The 19,991-nt window shown below is 54.4% G+C and carries 21 protein-coding genes; 9 read left to right on the top strand and 12 right to left on the bottom strand.

From position 1 onward, the window contains the following. Positions 1-160: 160 nt before the first annotated feature. The 3 genes from lpxM to znuA all read right to left on the bottom strand — a co-directional run bounded on the left by lpxM (position 161) and on the right by znuA (position 3,601). Positions 161-1,132, bottom strand: a complete 972-nt coding sequence (gene lpxM / locus OMR58_RS24940) for a lauroyl-Kdo(2)-lipid IV(A) myristoyltransferase (RefSeq protein WP_200559663.1) — start codon at positions 1,130-1,132, stop codon at positions 161-163. Positions 1,133-1,315: 183 nt separating this feature from the next. Then, a complete protein-coding gene (gene mepM / locus OMR58_RS24935) occupies positions 1,316-2,641 on the bottom strand; it encodes a murein DD-endopeptidase MepM (RefSeq protein WP_200559664.1) in 1,326 nt (441 codons plus the stop codon). Between the two features lie 12 nt (positions 2,642-2,653). Beyond that, on the bottom strand, positions 2,654-3,601 hold the full coding sequence (gene znuA / locus OMR58_RS24930; protein ID WP_264547231.1) for a zinc ABC transporter substrate-binding protein ZnuA: 948 nt from the start codon (positions 3,599-3,601) through the stop codon (positions 2,654-2,656). Between the two features lie 76 nt (positions 3,602-3,677). On the opposite strand from znuA, the gene znuC reads away from it, so the two are divergent. Further along, positions 3,678-4,436 (top strand): zinc ABC transporter ATP-binding protein ZnuC, encoded by a 759-nt coding sequence (znuC, locus tag OMR58_RS24925; RefSeq protein ID WP_200544020.1) that lies wholly within the window; start codon positions 3,678-3,680, stop codon positions 4,434-4,436. Beyond that, the gene (gene znuB / locus OMR58_RS24920; protein ID WP_264547230.1) at positions 4,429-5,214 is read left to right on the top strand and encodes a zinc ABC transporter permease subunit ZnuB; all 786 of its coding nucleotides are present in this window, start codon (positions 4,429-4,431) and stop codon (positions 5,212-5,214) included. The genes znuC and znuB overlap by 8 nt, the downstream gene beginning before the upstream one ends. Positions 5,215-5,343: 129 nt before the next feature. On the opposite strand, the gene ruvB is transcribed toward znuB, so the two are convergent. From ruvB to aspS, 6 genes are all read right to left on the bottom strand, one after another. Beyond that, complete coding sequence (gene ruvB, locus OMR58_RS24915) at positions 5,344-6,348, bottom strand: Holliday junction branch migration DNA helicase RuvB (RefSeq protein ID WP_105594260.1); 1,005 nt, start codon at positions 6,346-6,348, stop codon at positions 5,344-5,346. 8 nt (positions 6,349-6,356) lie between these two features. Next, on the bottom strand, positions 6,357-6,971 hold the full coding sequence (gene ruvA, locus OMR58_RS24910) for a Holliday junction branch migration protein RuvA (protein WP_200544026.1): 615 nt from the start codon (positions 6,969-6,971) through the stop codon (positions 6,357-6,359). An 83-nt stretch (positions 6,972-7,054) separates the two neighbouring features. Beyond that, the gene (ruvC, locus tag OMR58_RS24905; protein ID WP_105594262.1) at positions 7,055-7,579 is read right to left on the bottom strand and encodes a crossover junction endodeoxyribonuclease RuvC; all 525 of its coding nucleotides are present in this window, start codon (positions 7,577-7,579) and stop codon (positions 7,055-7,057) included. Between the two features lie 64 nt (positions 7,580-7,643). Continuing rightward, positions 7,644-8,387 carry a YebC/PmpR family DNA-binding transcriptional regulator gene (locus OMR58_RS24900; protein WP_105594263.1) on the bottom strand — a complete coding sequence of 248 codons (744 nt, stop codon included), beginning with the start codon at positions 8,385-8,387 and terminating at the stop codon, positions 7,644-7,646. 178 nt (positions 8,388-8,565) lie between these two features. Further along, entirely contained in the window at positions 8,566-9,000 is a 435-nt protein-coding gene (gene nudB / locus OMR58_RS24895) for a dihydroneopterin triphosphate diphosphatase (RefSeq protein WP_264547229.1), read from the bottom strand. After that, positions 9,000-10,781 carry an aspartate--tRNA ligase gene (gene aspS / locus OMR58_RS24890; RefSeq protein ID WP_264547228.1) on the bottom strand — a complete coding sequence of 594 codons (1,782 nt, stop codon included), beginning with the start codon at positions 10,779-10,781 and terminating at the stop codon, positions 9,000-9,002. The genes nudB and aspS overlap by 1 nt, the downstream gene beginning before the upstream one ends. 363 nt (positions 10,782-11,144) lie before the next feature. Between aspS and OMR58_RS24885 the strand changes: the two genes are divergently transcribed. The 6 genes from OMR58_RS24885 to OMR58_RS24860 all read left to right on the top strand — a co-directional run bounded on the left by OMR58_RS24885 (position 11,145) and on the right by OMR58_RS24860 (position 16,206). Continuing rightward, the gene (locus tag OMR58_RS24885) at positions 11,145-11,711 is read left to right on the top strand and encodes a hydrolase (RefSeq protein ID WP_264547227.1); all 567 of its coding nucleotides are present in this window, start codon (positions 11,145-11,147) and stop codon (positions 11,709-11,711) included. A 94-nt stretch (positions 11,712-11,805) separates the two neighbouring features. Then, positions 11,806-12,630: a DUF72 domain-containing protein gene (locus tag OMR58_RS24880; protein ID WP_264547234.1), complete on the top strand. Its 825-nt coding sequence runs from the start codon at positions 11,806-11,808 to the stop codon at positions 12,628-12,630. A gap of 84 nt (positions 12,631-12,714) precedes the next feature. Then, positions 12,715-13,110 (top strand): MAPEG family protein, encoded by a 396-nt coding sequence (locus OMR58_RS24875; RefSeq protein WP_200559670.1) that lies wholly within the window; start codon positions 12,715-12,717, stop codon positions 13,108-13,110. Between the two features lie 92 nt (positions 13,111-13,202). Next, complete coding sequence (gene cmoA, locus OMR58_RS24870; protein WP_264547226.1) at positions 13,203-13,943, top strand: carboxy-S-adenosyl-L-methionine synthase CmoA; 741 nt, start codon at positions 13,203-13,205, stop codon at positions 13,941-13,943. Then, the gene (gene cmoB / locus OMR58_RS24865; RefSeq protein ID WP_264547225.1) at positions 13,943-14,908 is read left to right on the top strand and encodes a tRNA 5-methoxyuridine(34)/uridine 5-oxyacetic acid(34) synthase CmoB; all 966 of its coding nucleotides are present in this window, start codon (positions 13,943-13,945) and stop codon (positions 14,906-14,908) included. Before cmoA ends, cmoB begins: the two co-directional genes overlap by 1 nt. A gap of 200 nt (positions 14,909-15,108) precedes the next feature. Next, entirely contained in the window at positions 15,109-16,206 is a 1,098-nt protein-coding gene (locus OMR58_RS24860; protein WP_264547224.1) for a glycerol dehydrogenase, read from the top strand. Between the two features lie 18 nt (positions 16,207-16,224). Here the strand turns inward: OMR58_RS24860 and OMR58_RS24855 are convergent, their stop codons facing one another. Both OMR58_RS24855 and cutC read right to left on the bottom strand, forming a co-directional pair. Beyond that, positions 16,225-17,055, bottom strand: coding sequence for a hypothetical protein (locus OMR58_RS24855; protein ID WP_264547223.1), 831 nt, complete (start codon positions 17,053-17,055; stop codon positions 16,225-16,227). 212 nt (positions 17,056-17,267) lie between these two features. After that, on the bottom strand, positions 17,268-18,023 hold the full coding sequence (cutC, locus tag OMR58_RS24850) for a copper homeostasis protein CutC (RefSeq protein WP_200559673.1): 756 nt from the start codon (positions 18,021-18,023) through the stop codon (positions 17,268-17,270). Between the two features lie 817 nt (positions 18,024-18,840). Here cutC and OMR58_RS24845 point away from each other — a divergent pair. Beyond that, the gene (locus OMR58_RS24845) at positions 18,841-18,939 is read left to right on the top strand and encodes a YoaK family small membrane protein (RefSeq protein WP_146114171.1); all 99 of its coding nucleotides are present in this window, start codon (positions 18,841-18,843) and stop codon (positions 18,937-18,939) included. A 528-nt stretch (positions 18,940-19,467) separates the two neighbouring features. Here the strand turns inward: OMR58_RS24845 and yjbE are convergent. Continuing rightward, positions 19,468-19,710, bottom strand: a complete 243-nt coding sequence (gene yjbE, locus OMR58_RS24840) for an exopolysaccharide production protein YjbE (RefSeq protein WP_105594275.1) — start codon at positions 19,708-19,710, stop codon at positions 19,468-19,470. Positions 19,711-19,991: the final 281 nt, after the last annotated feature.

Below are 19,991 nucleotides of genomic sequence, written 5' to 3'. Positions count from 1 at the left end.
GGTGCGTTTGAACTCAGTCATCATCACGTTCTCCGTATTTAAGTCGGGAACGTGTCAACGCTATTCAGGACGGGTCAGGCGTATAAAAAAAGCCGCGCCTCATAGAGGATTGCGGCTTTTTTATGCCAGTCGCGGCCGGGATTCAAACGCAGCCAGGGCGCTATTTCTTTGGATAAAGTTCCTGGCGATCGTAAGGTTCAGTCTCACCCGGTCTGCGGGTTTTCAGCAGCTTAAGAATCCAGGTGTACTGCTCCGGATTCGGGCGAACAAAAATTTCCACTTCCTCATTCATACGCCGCGCCAGCGTGACATCGTCCGCATCCAGCAGATCGTCCATTGGCGGACGCAGATGAATGGTCAGACTGTGGCTTTTGCTGTCATACACGGGAAACAGCGGCACCACTTTCGCACGACACACCTTCATCAGGCGACCAACGGCAGGCAGCGTGGCTTTGTAAGTCGCGAAGAAGTCGACGAACTCACTGTGCTCCGCGCCGTGATCCTGATCCGGCAGGTAATAACCCCAGTAGCCCTGCCGAACCGAGCTGATAAACGGTTTGATCCCGTCGTTGCGCGCGTGCATACGGCCACCAAAACGGCGGCGCACGCGATTCCACACGTAATCCATCACCGGGTTACGCTGATTGTGGAACATCGCAGCCATCTTCTGCCCTTCCGAAGCCAGCACCATCGCCGGGATATCCACCGCCCAGCCGTGCGGCACAAGGAAAATCACATTCTGCTGTGCTTCTCGCAGCTGGTCGATCAGCTCGCGGCCGTGCCAGTGAACACGCGGCTGAACCTTATGCGGGCGTAGCGCCAGCTCAGCCATCATCACCATCGATTGCGGTGCGGTCGCGAACATCTCATCAATTATTTTCTCCCGCTCTTCCTCCGGAACCTCCGGCAGGCAGTAAAGCAGGTTAATCTGCGCACGGCGGCGTGCGCTGCGGGCCAGTTTACCGGCCATGCGGCCAAGCGATCCCAGAACCGGATCGCGTAAACGAGGAGGAACTAAAGCAATAGCAGCAAAGGCACCTACCGCCAGCCAGCTGCCCCAGTAGCGAGGATGTAAAAAGGATTTCTTAAAAACGGGAATAAATTCAACGTGACTTTTTTTTATGTTTTCCATGCACCGGCCTCTACAATAACGGGCTAATGATAGTGCTGGCAGGTAATTTTGCAATGCATTAACCTGGATTTTTCCGGTAAACGGCCAGTATTTAGACCAGTTTCACCCGGATTTCGTGCACTCTGGTAATAAAAAAGCCGACGGACTGAGTGCTCCATCGGCTCTGTTATCAGCGGCAGCGAATTACTTGAATCGCAGCTGCGGTACGACTTCCCGGACCTGAGCCAGATAGTCGCTGCGCTCTTTACCGGCCAGGCCTTCCATCCGCGGCAGCTTAGCCGTTAATGGGTTAACCGCCTGGTTGTTGATCCAGATTTCATAATGCAGGTGCGGGCCGGTTGAACGGCCGGTACTGCCGGAAAGCGCAATGCGATCGCCACGTTTAACTTTCTGACCCGGTTTGACCAGCAGTTTCTTCAGGTGCATATAGCGGGTCATATACTGGCGGCCGTGACGAATCGCGACGTAGTTGCCAGCCCCACCGCTGCGCTTGGCGACGATAACTTCACCATCACCCACCGCCAGTACCGGTGTACCCAGCGGGATAGCGAAGTCGACACCTTTATGCGGCGCAACACGCCCGGTCACCGGGTTCAGGCGACGCGGGTTGAAGTTAGAAGAAACGCGATACTGCTTAACGGTTGGGAAGCGCATAAAGCCACGCGCCAGCCCGGAGCCACTGCGATCGTAAAACTTACCATCTTCGGCGCGGATGGCGTAATAATCTTTGTCGCCGCTGCGCATGCGCACACCCAGCAGCTGGCTTTGCTCGCTCTTGCCGTCCAGCATTTCGCGGGACATCAGCACAGAGAACTGGTCGCCCTTGCGCAACTTGCGGAAATCCATCTGCCACTGTAGCGACTTAATCACTGCACTGATTTCAGCGCTGGTTAACCCGGCCGCTTTGGCGCTGGTCACGAAACTACCGTTGACTTCGCCACTCAGAACGTTGTTTTTCCATTCCCCTTTCTGCATTTCAGACGAGGATTTAAAACTATCGCCTGAGCGATCGTACGTTCGGGTTTCACGGCGGGAGACTTCCCAGGTCAGACGCTGCAGCTGCCCGTCATCGGTCAGCGTCCATGAAAGCTGCTGACCAATTTGCAGGTTGCGCAGGTCTTTATCGCTTTTCACCAGCTGCGTAATATCCGACATATCAATGCCGTACTGGTTAAGAACGCTGCTGAGGGTGTCGCCGGTGGAGACCACGTAATCATGCGTCCCGGCTTCATCCGGTACGTCCTGATCGATCTCATCTTTTGGCGTGTCATCATCCGGAGAAGGGGTGTCCTGGTCGATCGGTTCACTGGCTTCAGGAAGCAGCGTACGCAGTTCGTTTTTATCCAGTTCGATTGTTTTAACAATCGGGCTTTCACTACCGGGATGATAAATGTAAGGCCGCCAGACGGTGACGGCCAGTGTAACGACGGTAAGTGACCCCAGCATGATGCGGTGAGGTCGGGGTAAGTTGTTGAACGCCATGGCGACAGCGCGGGCTATCTGCTGCAATTAAGTCTTCCTCTATTCTCCTTTCAGGCAGCTCGTATACTGGCTGGACAACTGTGAGAGGAATTTCACATAGCTGTCTCGTGCTGGAGTGATGTCAGTACCGAGAGGATCGAGGGTGCCCGAACGCACGCTGGTTCCTCTGGCAACCGCATCGATCACGGCTGGCCTGAATTGTGGTTCAGCAAAGACGCATGTGGCCTTCTGCTCAACCAACTGTGTTCGTATTTGATGTAAACGCTGCGCGCCAGGTTGGATCTCAGGATTTACGGTAAAATGACCCAATGGAGTCAGTCCGTAGTGTTTTTCAAAGTAGGTGTAAGCATCGTGAAAAACGAAATATCCTTTCCCTTTAACCGGGGCCAGCTGATTACCAATTTTCGCATCGACAGACGCCAATTCTGACTCAAAATGCTGCAGGTTGGCGTCTAGTTTGTCCTTGCTTTGCGGCATAAGTTCCAATAATTTTGCGTGAATTGCAACCGCAGTTTTCTTAGCAATCTCCGGCGACATCCACAGGTGCATATTGTACTCGCCGTGATGATGATGATCGTGGTCATCAGCCGCGCCGTGAGCATGCTCTTCATGCTCCTCTTCTTCGTCTTCCCCGCCTTTCAGCAGCAGAGCGTGAACGCCGTCGATGCGGTCCATTTCCAGGTTCTTTTGTGGCGGCAAACCGGCGGCCATTTTAGCCATAAATGCTTCCATTTCAGGGCCAACCCAAACCACTAAATCCGCGCCCTGCAAGCGTTTTACATCCGATGGGCGTAATGCATAATCATGCTCTGATGCACCATCCGGTAGCAGAATTTCTACAGGTGTGACACCATCTGCAATCGCGGACGCAATAAAGCCAACTGGCTTAACGGAAGCCACAACGGCAGCCTGTGCAGGAAACGCGAAAGTGGCAGCAACGCCGACACCGGCAAGTGCTGCAAAGAGACGTGATTTTTTATGTAACATAATGATTCAATCCATCGTGATAAGCTGATGGGTTGTGATATTATAACATTATAGAACTTCTGCAACCGTAATCGACATGTCATCCTTGATCTCCCTTGAAAATGTAGCTGTGAACTTTGGTCAACGCCGGGTACTTTCCGATGTGTCGCTGAAGCTGGAACCCGGGCGCATTCTGACCCTGCTCGGCCCAAACGGCGCAGGCAAGTCAACGCTGGTACGAGTGGTGCTCGGCCTGATCGCCCCTACGTCCGGTTCAGTGAACAAACCCGCGGATCTGCGCATCGGTTATGTGCCGCAAAAAATTCATCTTGATGTCACTCTGCCGCTGACCGTCGACCGCTTTATGCGCCTGCGCCCTGGGGTAAAGCGTGAGGACATTTTGCCCGCGTTAAAACGCGTACAGGCTTCGCATCTGCTGAACTATCCGCTGCAAAAGCTTTCCGGCGGCGAAACCCAGCGCGTGCTGCTGGCCAGGGCACTGCTCAATCAGCCGCAGCTGCTGGTGCTGGATGAGCCGACCCAGGGCGTGGACGTCAACGGTCAGGTGGCGCTGTACGATCTCATTGACCAGCTGCGTCGCGAGCTGAACTGCGGCGTACTGATGGTGTCCCACGATTTGCATCTGGTGATGGCCAAGACCGATGAAGTACTGTGCCTTAACCACCATATCTGCTGCTCCGGCACCCCCGAAGCCGTTTCAAAACATCCGGAATTTATCTCCATGTTTGGCCCGCGTGGCGCTGAACAATTGGCTATCTATCGGCACCACCATAATCATCGTCACGACTTAAAGGGACGAATCATTTTACGTAAGGGACCCGGTCGTCATGATTGAACTGTTGTTACCCGGCTGGCTGGCGGGGATTTTACTGGCGCTGGCGGCCGGGCCGCTTGGCTCGTTTGTCGTCTGGCGCCGCATGTCTTATTTCGGCGATACGCTGGCCCATGCTTCTCTGCTCGGCGTCGCTTTTGGCCTGCTGCTCAATGTCAGTCCGTTTTATGCCGTCATTGCAGTGACGCTGATCCTGTCGCTGGTGCTGGTCTGGCTGGAACGGCGGCCGCATCTGGCGATCGATACCCTGCTGGGCATTATGGCGCACAGTGCGCTATCTCTTGGTATGGTGGTCGTCAGCCTGATGTCCGACGTGCGCGTGGATCTGATGGCCTATCTGTTTGGCGATCTGCTGGCGGTAACCCCGACCGATTTATGGACCATTGCCATCGGCGTGGCGATCGTGCTGATTGTACTGGCCTGGCAGTGGCGCGCCCTGCTGTCGATGACCATCAGCCCGGAAATGGCCCAGGTCGATGGCGTTAACATTCAGCGCAGTAAACTGATCCTGATGCTGGTGACCGCGCTAACCATCGGCGTGGCGATGAAGTTTGTCGGTGCGCTGATTATCACCTCTCTGCTGATTATTCCTGCCGCAACGGCTCGCCGTTTCGCTCGTTCGCCGGAACAGATGGCTGCGTTTGCCATTGTGGTCGGGATGCTGGCGGTCACCATTGGGCTGACCTTCTCAGCGTTTTACGATACGCCTGCCGGTCCGTCGGTAGTCCTGGGTGCGGCGGCGATGTTTATCCTGAGCATGGTAAAAAAACCGGCGGTCTGATTATCCGCCGAAGGTGTCTCGCAGTCCTCAAATCCCGCCTGTACAGCCTTAAAAAAACAGCCCCGGAATGGATGACATTCCGGGGCTGTTGCGATCGGTGCGCAGGCGAGCCTGCATCAGACAGTTTTCTCAGGCTTCGCGGTCAATGCCGAAATGCTTATAGGCGTGCTGAGTGGCCATTCGGCCGCGTGGGGTGCGTTGAATAAAGCCCTGTTGGATCAGATAGGGTTCCAACACGTCCTCAATGGTTTCACGCTCTTCACCAATGGCGGCGGCCAGGTTATCCAGCCCGACCGGCCCCCCGGTAAATTTATCGATAATCGCCAGCAGCAATTTACGGTCCATATAGTCAAAGCCTTCGCTGTCCACGCTCAGCATATCCAGCGCGCGGGCAGAGACTTCACCGGTCATCTCACCGTCGGCTTTCACTTCGGCGAAGTCGCGCACGCGGCGCAGCAGGCGGTTAGCAATACGCGGCGTGCCTCGCGCACGGCGGGCGATCTCCAGCGCACCTTCGGCGCTGAGCGGCAGCCCAAGACAGGCCGCGCTGCGGCTGACAATGTGCTGCAGATCCTCAACGCGATAAAATTCCAGGCGCTGAACGATACCGAAGCGATCGCGCAGGGGCGACGTCAGCGATCCCGCGCGGGTCGTTGCGCCGATCAGGGTAAAGGGCGGCAGATCCAGCTTGATCGAACGTGCGGCCGGGCCCTCGCCAATCATAATATCCAGCTGATAGTCTTCCATCGCCGGATACAGCACCTCTTCCACCACCGGAGACAGGCGATGGATCTCATCGATAAACAGCACGTCATGCGGTTCAAGGTTGGTCAGCATCGCGGCCAGATCGCCCGCCTTTTCCAGCACCGGGCCGGAAGTGGTGCGCAGATTCACGCCCATCTCATTGGCAACGATATTGGCGAGTGTGGTTTTACCCAACCCCGGCGGGCCGAAGATCAGCAGATGATCGAGCGCATCGCCGCGCATCTTCGCGGCCTTGATGAAAATCTCCATCTGCTCGCGCACGACCGGCTGCCCGACATACTCTTCAAGCAGCTTGGGACGGATAGCGCGGTCAATGACCTCTTCTTCGGTGATAACCCCGGCGGAGACCAGGCGATCGGCTTCAATCATGCTCTACCTCAAATAGCTGCGCGCAGCGCTTCGCGGATCAGGGTTTCGCAGTCAGCATCGGGTTTGCCCACTTTGCTGACCATGCGGCTGGCTTCCTGAGGTTTATACCCCAGCGCCACCAGCGCAGCAACCGCTTCGCCCTCTGCATCATTGACCGCCGCACTCTGCACCTCGCTGGTCAGCGCAAACGGCGCATCGGTAGCGAACAGATCGCCGTGCATACCCTTGAAGCGGTCCTTCATCTCGACAACCAGACGCTCGGCGGTTTTCTTACCGACGCCGGGCAGTTTCACCAGTGCGGCAATCTCTTCACGCTCAACGGCAGTGACAAACTGCTGCGCCGACATGCCCGAAAGAATGGCCAGCGCCAGTTTTGGCCCCACGCCGTTGACTTTAATCAGTTCACGAAACAGCGCGCGTTCCTGCTTGCTGTTAAAACCGAACAGCAGCTGGGCATCTTCACGCACCACAAAGTGGGTAAAAATAATCGCTTCATGATTCAGTTCAGGAAGCTCATAAAAACAGGTCATTGGCATTTGCACTTCATAGCCAACTCCGCTGGCTTCAATCAGCACCACAGGCGGCTGTTTTTCCAGAATGATGCCTCTCAGACGACCTATCACATTAGCTTCCTTCAGATAAGAATGGTGGGGATGAGTACCGGGATGAATGTTATAGCATAAAAAAGGCTGGATGGATATCCAGCCTAGGAGCGCAGTCGACCGCGTGCCAGGGTGAGCTTTCCTTCTGCAATTCGCGCAACGTTTTGGCTCAAATGGCAGTGGGTAATGGCGATAGCTAACGCATCGGCTGCATCGGCCTGCGGGTTCGCGGGCAGTTTCAGCAGCGTGCGCACCATGTGCTGCACCTGGCTTTTTTCGGCACTGCCGATGCCAACCACGGTCTGCTTGACCTGGCGGGCGGCATACTCAAACACCGGCAGATCGTGATTCACCGCAGCGACGATAGCCACCCCGCGCGCCTGGCCCAGCTTCAGCGCCGAGTCGGCATTTTTCGCCATAAACACCTGTTCAATGGCAAAATAGTCCGGCTGAAACTGAGTAATAATTTCACTTACACCCGCGTAAATCAACTTCAGGCGCGGCGGCAGATCGGTGGAGCTGGTGCGAATACAGCCGCTGCCCAGATAGGTAATCTGCCGCCCAACCTGACGAACCACACCATAACCCGTAACGCGCGAACCGGGATCGATACCCAGTATAACCGTCATATCGCGTTCTCCGGGTTGATGGTGTTTTTACGATAACTCACAGCATACAGGATGCGGTGAGAAATCATAAGGTCGCCGCAACCTCATCAGAGATCTCACCGTTATGGTAAACTTCCTGAACATCGTCGCAGTCTTCCAGCATATCGATCAGGCGCAGCAGCTTCGGTGCGGTTTCTGCATCCAGCTCGGCCTTGGTCGATGGGATCATGGTGACTTCCGCACCTTCCGACTTCAGGCCGGTAGCATCCAGCGCATCTTTCACCTGACCCAGCACTTCCCACGCGGTGAAGACGTCAATTGCGCCGTCATCGTAGGTCACTACGTCGTCAGCACCGGCTTCCAGCGCCGCGTCCATTACCGCATCTTCTTCCAGGCCCGGAGCGTAAGAGATCACCCCTTTCTTGGTGAACAGATAGGCTACGGAGCCATCGGTCCCCAGGTTACCGCCGGTTTTGGTGAAGGCGTGACGCACTTCTGAAACGGTACGGTTACGGTTATCACTCAGGCACTCAACCATCACCGCGCTGCCGCCAGGACCGTAACCTTCATAAATGATGGTTTCCATGTTGCTGTCGTCATCGCCGCCCACGCCACGGGCAATCGCACGGTTCATGGTGTCGCGCGTCATGTTGTTTGCCAGCGCCTTATCCATCGCAGCACGCAGACGCGGGTTAGAGCCTGCATCACCGCCGCCCAGTTTGGCAGCCGTCACCAGCTCACGAATAATTTTGGTGAAGATTTTACCGCGTTTAGCATCCTGAGCAGCCTTGCGGTGCTTGGTATTCGCCCACTTACTATGTCCTGCCATTTTACTCGTGTCTCCAAATTAACACCGGACAGGCTATCTTGCTGGCGATTTTCTCCCCCGGCAGTGCTCGCAATGCTCACGTACATCAGTACGCTCCGCTTTCTGCGCGCTGGCGGTGAAGAAACTCGCTGCGCCGATAACGCCTGAACGTTTGGTTAAGTTCAAAATATAAAAAAAATTAGACTACAAATTCTTCAATTGCCTGGCGATTACTCCAGGACTTAGTGAGCGCAGCCGCTTCGGCCGCATCCAGCCAGCGGAAGGCCAGATGCTCGCTCAACACAATGTCTCTTTCCGTCGGCAGCGCCAGGGTAAACCAGTGTTCCCGGTTATGGGTGGTCCCCGGCGCGTAGCGGTGGCGAAAGTGCGCAAAGATTTCGAATTCTATATGACGCTGGCAATCCACTAATGTGAACTGCCCGGCGTTAATATCAATTCCCGTCTCTTCCCACACTTCCCGCCTCGCGGTGTCTGCCAGGCTTTCGCCCGGATCCTGGCTGCCGGTGACCGACTGCCAGAAATCCACATCATCGCGCCGCTGCAGCATCAGCACCCGTCCGGTGTCCTGCGCATAAATCACCACCAGCACCGAAACCGGATGCTTAAACGTCATTATTCGCTCTCAGCCGGTTTTTCTTTTTTCACCACGTCAATGCCCAACTCGGCGAGTGACGCCGGGTTAGCGAAGCTTGGCGCTTCGGTCATCAGACAGGCCGCTGCGGTGGTTTTCGGGAAGGCGATAACATCACGGATATTTTCGGTGCCGGTCAGCAGCATAGTCAGGCGATCGAGGCCGAAAGCCAGACCGGCATGCGGTGGCGTACCGAACTTCAGGGCGTCCAGCAGGAAGCCAAACTTCTCGCGCTGTTCCTGCTCGGCAATACCCAGAATGCCAAACACGGTCTGCTGCATCTGACCATTGTGGATACGCACGGAACCGCCGCCCACTTCGTAACCGTTGATCACCATATCGTAGGCGTTAGCGATGGCCGTTTCCGGTGCCGCTTTCAGCTCGTCCGGGGTCATCTCTTTCGGCGCGGTGAACGGATGGTGCATCGCGCTCAGGCCGCCCTCGCCGTCCTCTTCGAACATCGGGAAGTCAATAACCCACAGCGGTTTCCACGCGGCTTCATCGGTAATGTTCAGGTCGCGGCCCAGCTTCAGGCGCAGCGCACCCAGCGCATCAGTGACCACTTTGGCACTGTCGGCACCGAAGAAGATCATATCGCCGTCGGCGGCCTGAGTACGATCCAGAATGGCTTCAACGATCTCAGCGGTCAGGAACTTAGCAACCGGGCTGGTAATACCTTCCAGACCTTTAGCACGTTCGTTGACCTTGAAGTAGGCCAGGCCTTTCGCGCCGTAGATTTCAATAAACTTGCCGTATTCATCAATCTGTTTGCGGCTCAGCTGAGCGCCGCCCGGCACGCGCAGTGCGGCAACGCGGCCTTTGGCATCGTTAGCCGGGCCGGAGAAGACTTTGAACTCCACGTCTTTCAGCAGGTCAGCAACGTCCACCAGCTCCATTGGGTTGCGCAGATCGGGCTTATCGGAACCGTAGCGACGCATCGCTTCCGCGAAGGTCATCTGCGGGAATTCACCCAAATCAACGGACTTCACGTCCTGCCACATATCACGAACCAGACGCTCCATGATCTCACGCACCTGCGGCGCGGTCATAAAGGAGGTTTCGACGTCGATCTGGGTAAATTCCGGCTGACGGTCAGCGCGCAGGTCTTCATCACGGAAGCATTTCACGATCTGATAGTAGCGGTCGAAACCGGACATCATCAGCAGCTGTTTAAACAGCTGCGGGGACTGCGGCAGCGCGTAGAATTTACCTTTATGCACGCGGCTCGGCACCAGATAGTCACGCGCGCCTTCCGGCGTGGCTTTGGTCAGCATCGGCGTTTCAATATCCAGGAAGCCGTGGTCGTCCATAAAGCGGCGAACGAAGCTGGTGATCTTCGCGCGGGTTTTCAGGCGGTTTGCCATATCCGGGCGGCGGAGATCCAGATAGCGATACTTCAGGCGCGCTTCTTCGCTGTTAGTCTGGTTGGAATCCAGCGGCAGCGGCTCAGAACGGTTGATGATGGTCAGATCGGTGGCGAAGACTTCGATCTCACCGGTAGCCATATCGCTGTTTTTGTTTTTTTCGTCACGCGCACGCACGGTGCCGGTGATCTGAATACAGAATTCATTACGCAGCTCGGAAGCCTGGCGGAACGCGTCCTGACGATCCGGGTCGAAGAACACCTGCACGATGCCTTCACGGTCACGCATATCAATAAAGATCAGGCTACCCAGATCGCGGCGGCGATTAACCCAACCGCACAGTGTCACCTGCTGCCCTACATGAGACAGGTTGATCTGTCCACAATACTTAGTACGCATAACGATATCCTTTTAACTTCACCGCTGCGGGCGCGGCATTTTAAAGAAAACCCGGCCCGGAGGGGGCTGCTGCCGCGAAAAATGGCGGCCATTATAATGGAAAACGGCGCACAGGATAAGTGCTGTCGAGAGGGCAAAGCGGCAGAAAATCGGCAAGATGCGTTCATCCCGGCTTTAGCGGTCAACAAAACAACGGTCACCGTGTTTAGACGAAGAATCTTCGTGCTGAAATATCGGCAGTCGCCTCAGTCGATGACATACACGTTAACAAATTCCCCCGCGCACCCCACACAGTTATAGTCGCGTCACAGGGACATTGCTTTGTATTCTCTCTGGTTTCCCCCACTCTTCCGGAGAATTACGATGTTTAAACTTAACCCACAGACTACCGCGCTGGTACTTATCGATCTTCAGGAAGGCATTCTGCCCTTCGCCGGAGGCCCGCATACTGCCGGTAATGTGGTGAAAAAAGCCGCCGTGCTGGCTGAAAAGTTCCGCGCGCTGAACGCACCGGTCGTGCTGGTGCGCGTTGGCTGGTCGGCCGATTTTGCCGAAGCGCTGAAGCAGCCGGTGGATGCCGCTCACCCAGGCGGTGCGCTGCCGGAAAACTGGTGGACCTTCCCGTCTGAGCTGGGCGCACAGCCTGATGACATCCAGGTGACCAAACGCCAGTGGGGCGCATTCTACGGCACCGATCTTGAACTCCAGCTGCGTCGTCGCGGTATCGACACCATCGTGCTGGGCGGTATTTCCACCAATATCGGCGTGGAATCTACCGCGCGTAACGCCTGGGAGCTGGGCTTCAATCTGGTGATCGCTGAAGACATTTGTAGCGCAGGCAGCAGCGAGCAGCACCGCAGCAGCGTTGAGTGGATCTTCCCGCGCATCGCCTGCGTACGCCAGTCTGATGAAGTGATCGCCGCACTGTAAAAAAATCAAGACCGGAGGGACCCGGTCCTGCCAGATTTGCACTCCGCCCGCCGCACCGCTACAGTCGCTCAATCAAAATGTAACAGGATTTATGATGACGCCGCTCTATCTTGGGCTGCCGCAGTGGCAGCATCCGCAGTGGAAAAAGCTGGGTATGTCTACGCTGGAAGATTACGCCCGCTATTTTAACTGCGTGGAGGGAAACACCACGCTGTACGCCCTGCCGCGCCCGGAGGTGGTTCAACGCTGGCGCGCAATGACCCATGATGATTTCCGCTTCTGTTTTAAGTTTCCCGCCACCATCAGCCATCAGGCGGCGCTCAGGCAGTGCGGTGACCTGACCGCGGAATTCTTTGCGCTGATGGAACCGCTGGCCGGCCGCCTGGGCCAGTACTGGCTACAGCTGCCCGCCGCCTTCTCGCCTGCCGATTTGCCCGCACTGTGGGCCTTCCTGGATTCGCTGCCTACGGAGTTTCATTACGGCGTTGAGGTGCGGCATGCGGAATTTTTTGCCAAAGGTGAAGCTGAACGTGCGCTAAATCGGGGGCTGCATCAGCGCGGCGTCAACCGGGTGATTCTGGATACTCGTGCGGTGCATGCGGCGAAGCCTACAACCCCAGCTATCGTTGACGCACAGCGGAAAAAACCGAAGCTCCCGGTTCACGCGGTGATCACCGCCAGCGAGCCCATGATCCGCTTTATCGGCGGCGACAATCCGGAGGCGAATCTGCACGACTTCCGCGCCTGGCTTTCCCGCCTGCCCGAATGGTGCCAAACCACCCGTCCGTGGCTGTTTATTCACACTCCGGATATTGCCTTCGCCCCGGAACTGGTGCGCTATCTCTGGCCCGATCTACAAAAAGCGCTGCCGCAGCTGGGGGATGTTCCCGACTGGCCGCAGCAGGAAACGTTATTCTGAGCAATCGGATAGCGGACGAGAAGACAGTCTTAAGATTGCCCGCTATGATAGCCGCAAGATAATTCTTACATCATGGAGTGAGTCATGGTCAGCGCTCTCTACGTCGTTTTTGGCGCGTTGTTGATTATTAAATTTTCACTGGATGTGGTGCGATTGCGCAGGCAATACCGCATTTCGATTGGCGACGGCGGAGTCTCGGATTTACAGCTGGCTATTCGCATCCACGGTAATGCCGTTGAATATATTCCGCTGGCGACGCTGCTGCTGGTCGTGATGGAGATGAACGGCGCTGATATCTGGTTGATCCATCTGCTGGGACTGTTTTTCTTCTTTGGCCGCCTGCTGCATGCCTGGGGACTACGCAGCCGTACGATGCTGTGGCGCCGCAACGGCATGATCCTGACCTTGCTGACTCTACTGGGGATGATTATCGTCAATCTGATCTTCCTGCCATGGGATCTGGTACTGACTCTGCATTAACGATTTAACACGCCGCTGGCAGAAAAGATGCAGCCCGCATCGCTTTCTGCCAGAATATGCGCTTTCCGTTAGCTTCCTCCGGACTTACCACTATGACTAACCGCGATACGCTGTTCTCAGCGCCCGTTGCCAAACTCGGCGACTGGACCTTTGACGAACGCGTTGCTGAAGTCTTTCCAGACATGATTCAGCGTTCCGTTCCCGGCTACTCCAACATTATTTCGATGATTGGCATGTTGGCCGAGCGATTTGTTCAGCCCGACTCCCACGTCTACGATCTGGGCTGCTCGCTGGGCGCTGCCACGCTGTCCGTACGGCGTAATATTCAGGTTCCCGGCTGCAAAATTATTGCCGTCGACAACTCCCCGGCGATGGTTGAGCGCTGCCGCCGCCATATCGATGCTTTCCGCGCCGATACGCCGGTTGAGGTGATTGAAGCCGATATCCGCCAGATCCCGTTAGAAAATGCCTCGCTGGTGGTGCTGAATTTCACCCTGCAGTTCCTGGCACCGGAAGAGCGCCAGCATCTGTTAAATACCATTTATCAGGGGCTGAAACCCGGCGGTGCGCTGGTGCTGTCGGAGAAGTTCAGCTTTGAAGATGCCGACGTCGGCGAACTGCTGTTCAACATGCATCACGACTTCAAACGCGCCAACGGCTACAGCGAACTGGAAATCAGCCAGAAGCGCAGCATGCTGGAAAACGTCATGCTGACCGACAGCGTGGAAACCCACAAAGCGCGCCTGCGTCAGGCCGGTTTCCAGCACGCCGAAGTCTGGTTCCAGTGCTTTAACTTTGGCTCGCTGGTCGCACTGAAGGCGGGTGATGCCTGATGGATTTCGGAAATTTTTATCAGCTTATCGCCAAAGGCCCACTGGCACCGTGGCTGGAAACCCTGCCCGCGCAGATCGCCGCCTGGCAACGCGAGTCGCTGCACGGCCACTTTAAAAACTGGGATCGCTCGGTTGAGTATCTGCCATCGCTGACGCCGGAAACGCTGGATCTGTTGCACAGCGTCACCGCCGACAGCAGTCAGCTGACCGAGCGCCAGCGCGGTGGAATTGAAAAGCTGCTGCGCAATCTGATGCCGTGGCGCAAAGGCCCGTACTCGCTGTACGGCGTGAATATTGACACCGAGTGGCGTTCGGACTGGAAGTGGGAGCGCGTATTGCCGCATATTTCCCCACTGGCCGGGCGCACGGTGCTCGATGTCGGCTGCGGCAGCGGCTACCACATGTGGCGCATGATTGGTGCTGGCGCACATCTGGTGGTCGGCATTGATCCAATGCAGCTGTTCCTGTGCCAGTTCGAGGCGGTGCGCAAACTGCTTGGCGGCGATCAGCGCGCCCACCTGCTGCCGCTGGGGATTGAGCAGCTCCCCGAGCTTAAAGCGTTTGATACCGTGTTTTCGATGGGCGTGCTCTACCACCGCCGATCTCCACTCGATCATCTCTATCAGCTTAAAAACCAGCTGGTCAGCGGCGGCGAACTGGTGCTGGAAACACTGGTAATTGAAGGCGATGACCAGCAGGTTCTGGTTCCCGGTGAACGCTATGCTCAGATGCGTAACGTCTACTTCATTCCGACCACCGGCGCGTTGAAAAACTGGCTGGAAAAGTGCGGTTTTACTGACGTGCGGATTGCCGATTATTCGGTAACCAGCACTGACGAACAGCGCCGCACCAGCTGGATGACCAGCGAATCGCTGGCCGAGTTCCTCGACCCCAACGATCCCACCAAAACCGTTGAAGGCTATCCGGCTCCGCTGCGCGCGGTGCTGGTGGCGACTAAGCCCTGATTAGCGGTTAGCAGACAGGCCCTCGGGCCTGTCTCAGCACGCAGCATCGTTTCCGGCAATCCCTTCCCGCATTTACTCTGATCTGGCTCAATGCGAATGAGAACTTTCTCGGAAAGCACATTTTTCAATAACATTCTAATTGCCAAAACGTTACGGTAGTGGACAGAAACAATTTCATTCACCTGAACGGAGTATCTGGTATGAGTAAATTTGTTTTTTCTTCCCCGCGTAAATATATCCAGGGCGCAGGCATGATTACCCAGCTGGGTGAGAACCTCGCCGACCTCGGCAGCAGCGCGTTTATCGTCGCCGACAAGATTGTCTGGGGGCTGATTGGCAAGCAGGTTCGGGAATCCCTGACCGCCAGCCATGTGGAGTTTCACTATGAAGAGTTCAACGGCGAAGCCTCCAGCAACGAAATCACCCGTCTCGCCAAACTAGCGAAAAGCAGCGGCACCGCCGTGGTCGTCGGTCTTGGCGGTGGTAAAACCCTCGATACCGTGAAAGCCGTCGCTGATGAGTTGAAACAGCCCGTCGCCATTGTGCCCACCGTCGCCTCTACCGATGCCCCGTGCAGCGCGCTGTCGGTCATCTACTCCGATAGCGGAGTATTCGAAAGCTACCGTTTTTACAGTAAAAACCCGGATCTGGTGCTGATAGATACCCAGGTGTGCGCACGTGCGCCAGTGCGCCTGTTCGCATCCGGTATTGCGGATGGTCTGGCCACCTGGGTTGAAGCACAGGCGGTAAAACGCTCGCACAGCAAATCCATGGTGAACGGCGACCCGACTATTGCCGGCCTGGCGATTGCGGAAGCCTGTGAGAAAACGCTGCTGACCTACGGCCTGAGCGCCTATGAAGCGGTAGCGAAACAGCTGGTGACGCCTGCCGTGGAAGCGGTGGTAGAAGCCAACACCCTGCTGTCCGGTCTGGGCTTTGAAAATGCGGGTCTGGCGGGGGCGCATGCCATTCACAACGGCTTCACCGCCGTTGACGGTGATATTCACCATCTGACGCACGGTGAGAAAGTCGCCTACGGCACGCTGACCCAGATGGTACTGGAACAGCGCCCTGATGAAGAGATTGCGCGCTACGTGCGCTTCTATCGCGCCATTAAAATGCCGACCACGCTAAAAGAGCTGCATCTGGAAAATGCCAGCTGGGAAAGCCTGTTAAAAATTGGTGAGCTGGCCAACAGCGACGGCGATACGCTGAAAAATCTTAGCCCGAATCTGAGCGCCGAAGATATCGCCAACGCCATCCTTGCCGTTGATACGTTCAGCCAGTCGGTGAAATAATCCCGCCCGGGACCGGCCCTACGGCTGGTCCCAGTATTCATAACGGCTGGCGGCGGCGATATTGCGCCGGAACATGCCCACCGCCGACACTTCCATCTCCCGTGAATAGCTCAACGTGCAGTTTCCACGTTCGTCCCACAGCTGGCATTCGTCCTGCGTCGTGGTAGCGCTGAACGGGTTATATTCGCGGATATTCACCCCCAGCTCACGGCCCTGCTTATCATAATTCCACTGAATAGTGCTGCGCTCCGACCCAGAGGACAGCAGTTGGTTTTTATCATTCCAGCGATAGAGATATTCGCCGTTGCTGGTGTTGTCTGAGCCACGGGCAACGCTGCGGATCAGCCGATTGCGGCGGTCGTAATCGTTCACGGTCTCCGTGAAGCCCTCCTCCCCCTGCATAACAAACTGCTCGGATGCGCTGGTAATACTGCCGTTACGCCCGGCAAAATAGAGCGTGGTGCCCTGTTTATGGTGCAGTACCGCTTCGGCATCATCACGCAGTGCGAAAACGGTAATTTCGTAGCGCGCCTGCCAGCCAACGCTGACCCGTTCAATTTTCATGTCGAGCTTAAATCGGGTCTTGGCGTCCTGCTTGTCGTAGCTGATATCGGCCTGAGTCAGCACGCCGCAGCGATCAAACTTTCCCAGCATGCGCTTTTGCTGATCGACATCTTTACCGAACTCACCAACAATAAACTGCTTCATCGGCCCTTTTGCAGTACCGCCCAGCAGCAGCAGATTATTGTTATCGTTGATCTGCTGCTGATTAACCGCGCAGCGGGGAGGCTGAACTTTCGCTTTGTTTGTCGCCGCAGCGGCCGTTTGAATAACCAGTAAACCTGACATTAAGACCAGGACACAGCTCGTCTTCCTCGTTCTCATCACGACTCTCGCAACAGTCTGAAAATCCATAGGGATAAGTGTATAAGCAACCGCCTTATGTCGGCATTGCCATGATGCTTAAACGGCAAAAAAAACCCCAACAAATCATGCTGGGGTCTGGTACTTGCAAACATCACGTCAGGGTTCGGCGTGCTGCGCGGCAAAATCTTTTCTCATCAGGCGACTCGTATTGGTGAACCCAGAGTAATAACGCTTTTCATGGCTTCCACCACGTCCCCGTCAACCACGCTACGGCTAAACTCATCGTTTTCAGCCTCGGAACACATGGAGACTCCGGCCTTACGGTAGCGCATTGGAGATGAAATTCGCTGGCTTGCGGAGCTGTGCAATTCCGTAATACCCGCATCAATAAACTTCTGGAGATTGCTTAAGCGCACCCCCGCACCCGCCATAATTTTTGGACCGCGAGTAATACGAGTTAGTTCCCTTAATAACGGTAATCCACTTTCGGCACTCTGCTGCTGACCAGAAGTCAGTATCCTCGCCACACCCAAATCCGTTAGCTGTTCCAGCGCCATCAGCGGGCTGTGGCAGAGATCGAATGCCCTATGGAAGGTCACCTCCATGCCGGCGCATAAAGGCATTAATTGCAACATACGCGGCAGATCGATATGGCCATCCAGGTCTAAAAGGCCAACCACTACGCCGGGGAATCCCAGCTCACGAACAAAAGCGATATCCGACTTGATTTGCTCAAATTCGGTGACACTGTAACAAAAATCCCCACTGCGCGGACGGACGATCGGATGAACCGGTATGGATACGTGCTCTCTGGCGGCCATCAGTGTTCCCGCAGATGGCGTTAATCCGCCTTCAGCAGGTGAGGCGCAAAGCTCAATTCGATCGGCACCGGCTTGCTCCGCCACCCGTGCGCAATCCACCCCATAGCAGCATACTTCCAGTTTTTGCATTCCATTCTCCTGTTAATTACTGCTGGCTGGTTGTTTATTCACAGACAGATCTCTAGTCTGATTAATGATAAAAATGAGCACACCTTAACAACCCGTCAACCCGCTACAATAGCCAGCCTGCGAAATGTAAGCGCCACTCCTTCAACCATTTTATGACGTTTTGTGTCAGCCCTCTGGCACAAATTTGTCACACCTCGGCCCAACTCACACTTCATGTTAGTTAATGCTTTTGAAACTCGAAGGTAGTCACATCGTTGAACGAAAAAGCTCACGACCTCTAAAATTTCTGCTGCCTTGTGTAGGTGCTCAAAGTGCTGAACCTTGGGGCCAGGCTTTGTATTGAACTTTGACACCAAGGACTGAAGTTGTTCATGCATACCTGCTAGCAGGTCATATAGTTTTGAAATGAACCGCAAGTATGCGCCATTTGCTGTCTCAAGCCGGCCATCATGAGCATATCAACCATCATAAGAGATTGTCGGATCGAGCTCGGCACGATTTCCACGGTTGACACAGGGGTTTGGTAAATTGTAAAACATTAATACCAGTTATTTCTGGCACTTAGCTACGCTTACAAAAAAACAACAAAATCAGTATTTTCATGTAGTTAAGGAAAGCAAACAAATCAGCATCAGGGCTGATAAAACTGGAGCATTCACAACAGGGATGTTCAATTCATATGCATAGTTGGTGAAAAAATGGATCTTTATGACTGGCTTTACGCGATAGGTGTGACTTTGTTAAGTATCTGTTGCATAGGAATTTATGCAAGATTTGATAGAGTTTTTTACAAGGGTAAATCTAAAAAGAGATAGCTATGAAAATTGGATACTTATTTCCTGCTGCTTGTGGGATTGCCGGGATAATTCTTCTTATTTGGTTTATAGCCAGCGGAGCCTGGATGCCTGGTGCTTAGTGAAAGACAGCCAAAGACTAAATTGAATTTCATTAAATATTTTTATAAATCCACTGTGCCATCAGGCTGATGTGGATGTATGATGCCATCTCAGCTTTTAGCTGATATGGACCCCTTGTTTTTTATTGTTCAAATTTATGCCCGAGTAACGCGGGCTTTTTTGTAAAAAAATTGATTGAAATAATTGATGTTATCGATTTAATTTTTTCTTGCCAGATTATTACACATTTATTGATTTATACTATTCTTTAATTTGACGCCATGCGTCACTCTCCTCTAATTCTTTTGCTTTATTAGCCTTTTACTGCCCGTACTAATGCGGGCTTTTTTTTATGGAAATTAGTAGGGTCAGTAAAGAGTGAATCAAAGAACGCAGGGGGAGAATTCAAAGGGGAACTGAATGCAATCAAGGAGTTTATTGAAAATAATATGCAGAATCCCAGGTTCACGACAACTTATGCAAAAACATCTTAAGTTAATTCTCGACCTAGGAAAATGGCCTGTACAACACGTCTCAGGCCAAGAATATCAACGAGAAGTTGATGTGGTGGTAGTTGTGGAAGTACCGGTATTAGAACCATTACCACCGCTACCAGCAGCGCCAATAGCAATACCAGCCAGCGCAGCTACCGCACCAACACCGATCGCATCAGTAGCACCTTGTGAGAGTCCGAAAGCCCCCTCACCAGCTGCCCCACCTTCTACCGGTGCAGCTTGCACACCAGCAGCAAGTGAAGACAGTACCAAAAATACTGCAATTTTTGCCTTCATGAATCTGCCTCTCAATTACTCAATACTTAAAGACCAAACATTCCATCCAGGAAAGTGCAAAGATAATTTAGCATATGAATTTTTTATTTCAATATCATTTAGGAGGGGGTTGATAAAAATAATAGTGTCGTAGGGTTTGCAATTGAATCTAACGAAACACGCCAGATAACCCCCTGTCGAAAAGCCACTGATTTAAATGGCATTATATACGTGAATATTTTTTCTTACCAAAGTTTTGCCAGCCTTCACAAGCAGTCTTTACAAATAATCAACAAGAGCTA

Origin of the sequence: Erwinia sp. INIA01 (assembly GCF_025947915.1) — a bacterium.
Classification (GTDB): domain Bacteria; phylum Pseudomonadota; class Gammaproteobacteria; order Enterobacterales; family Enterobacteriaceae; genus Erwinia; species Erwinia coffeiphila.
The sequence above is the reverse complement of the archived record's forward strand: the minus strand, read 5'-3'. Positions and strand labels throughout refer to the sequence as shown.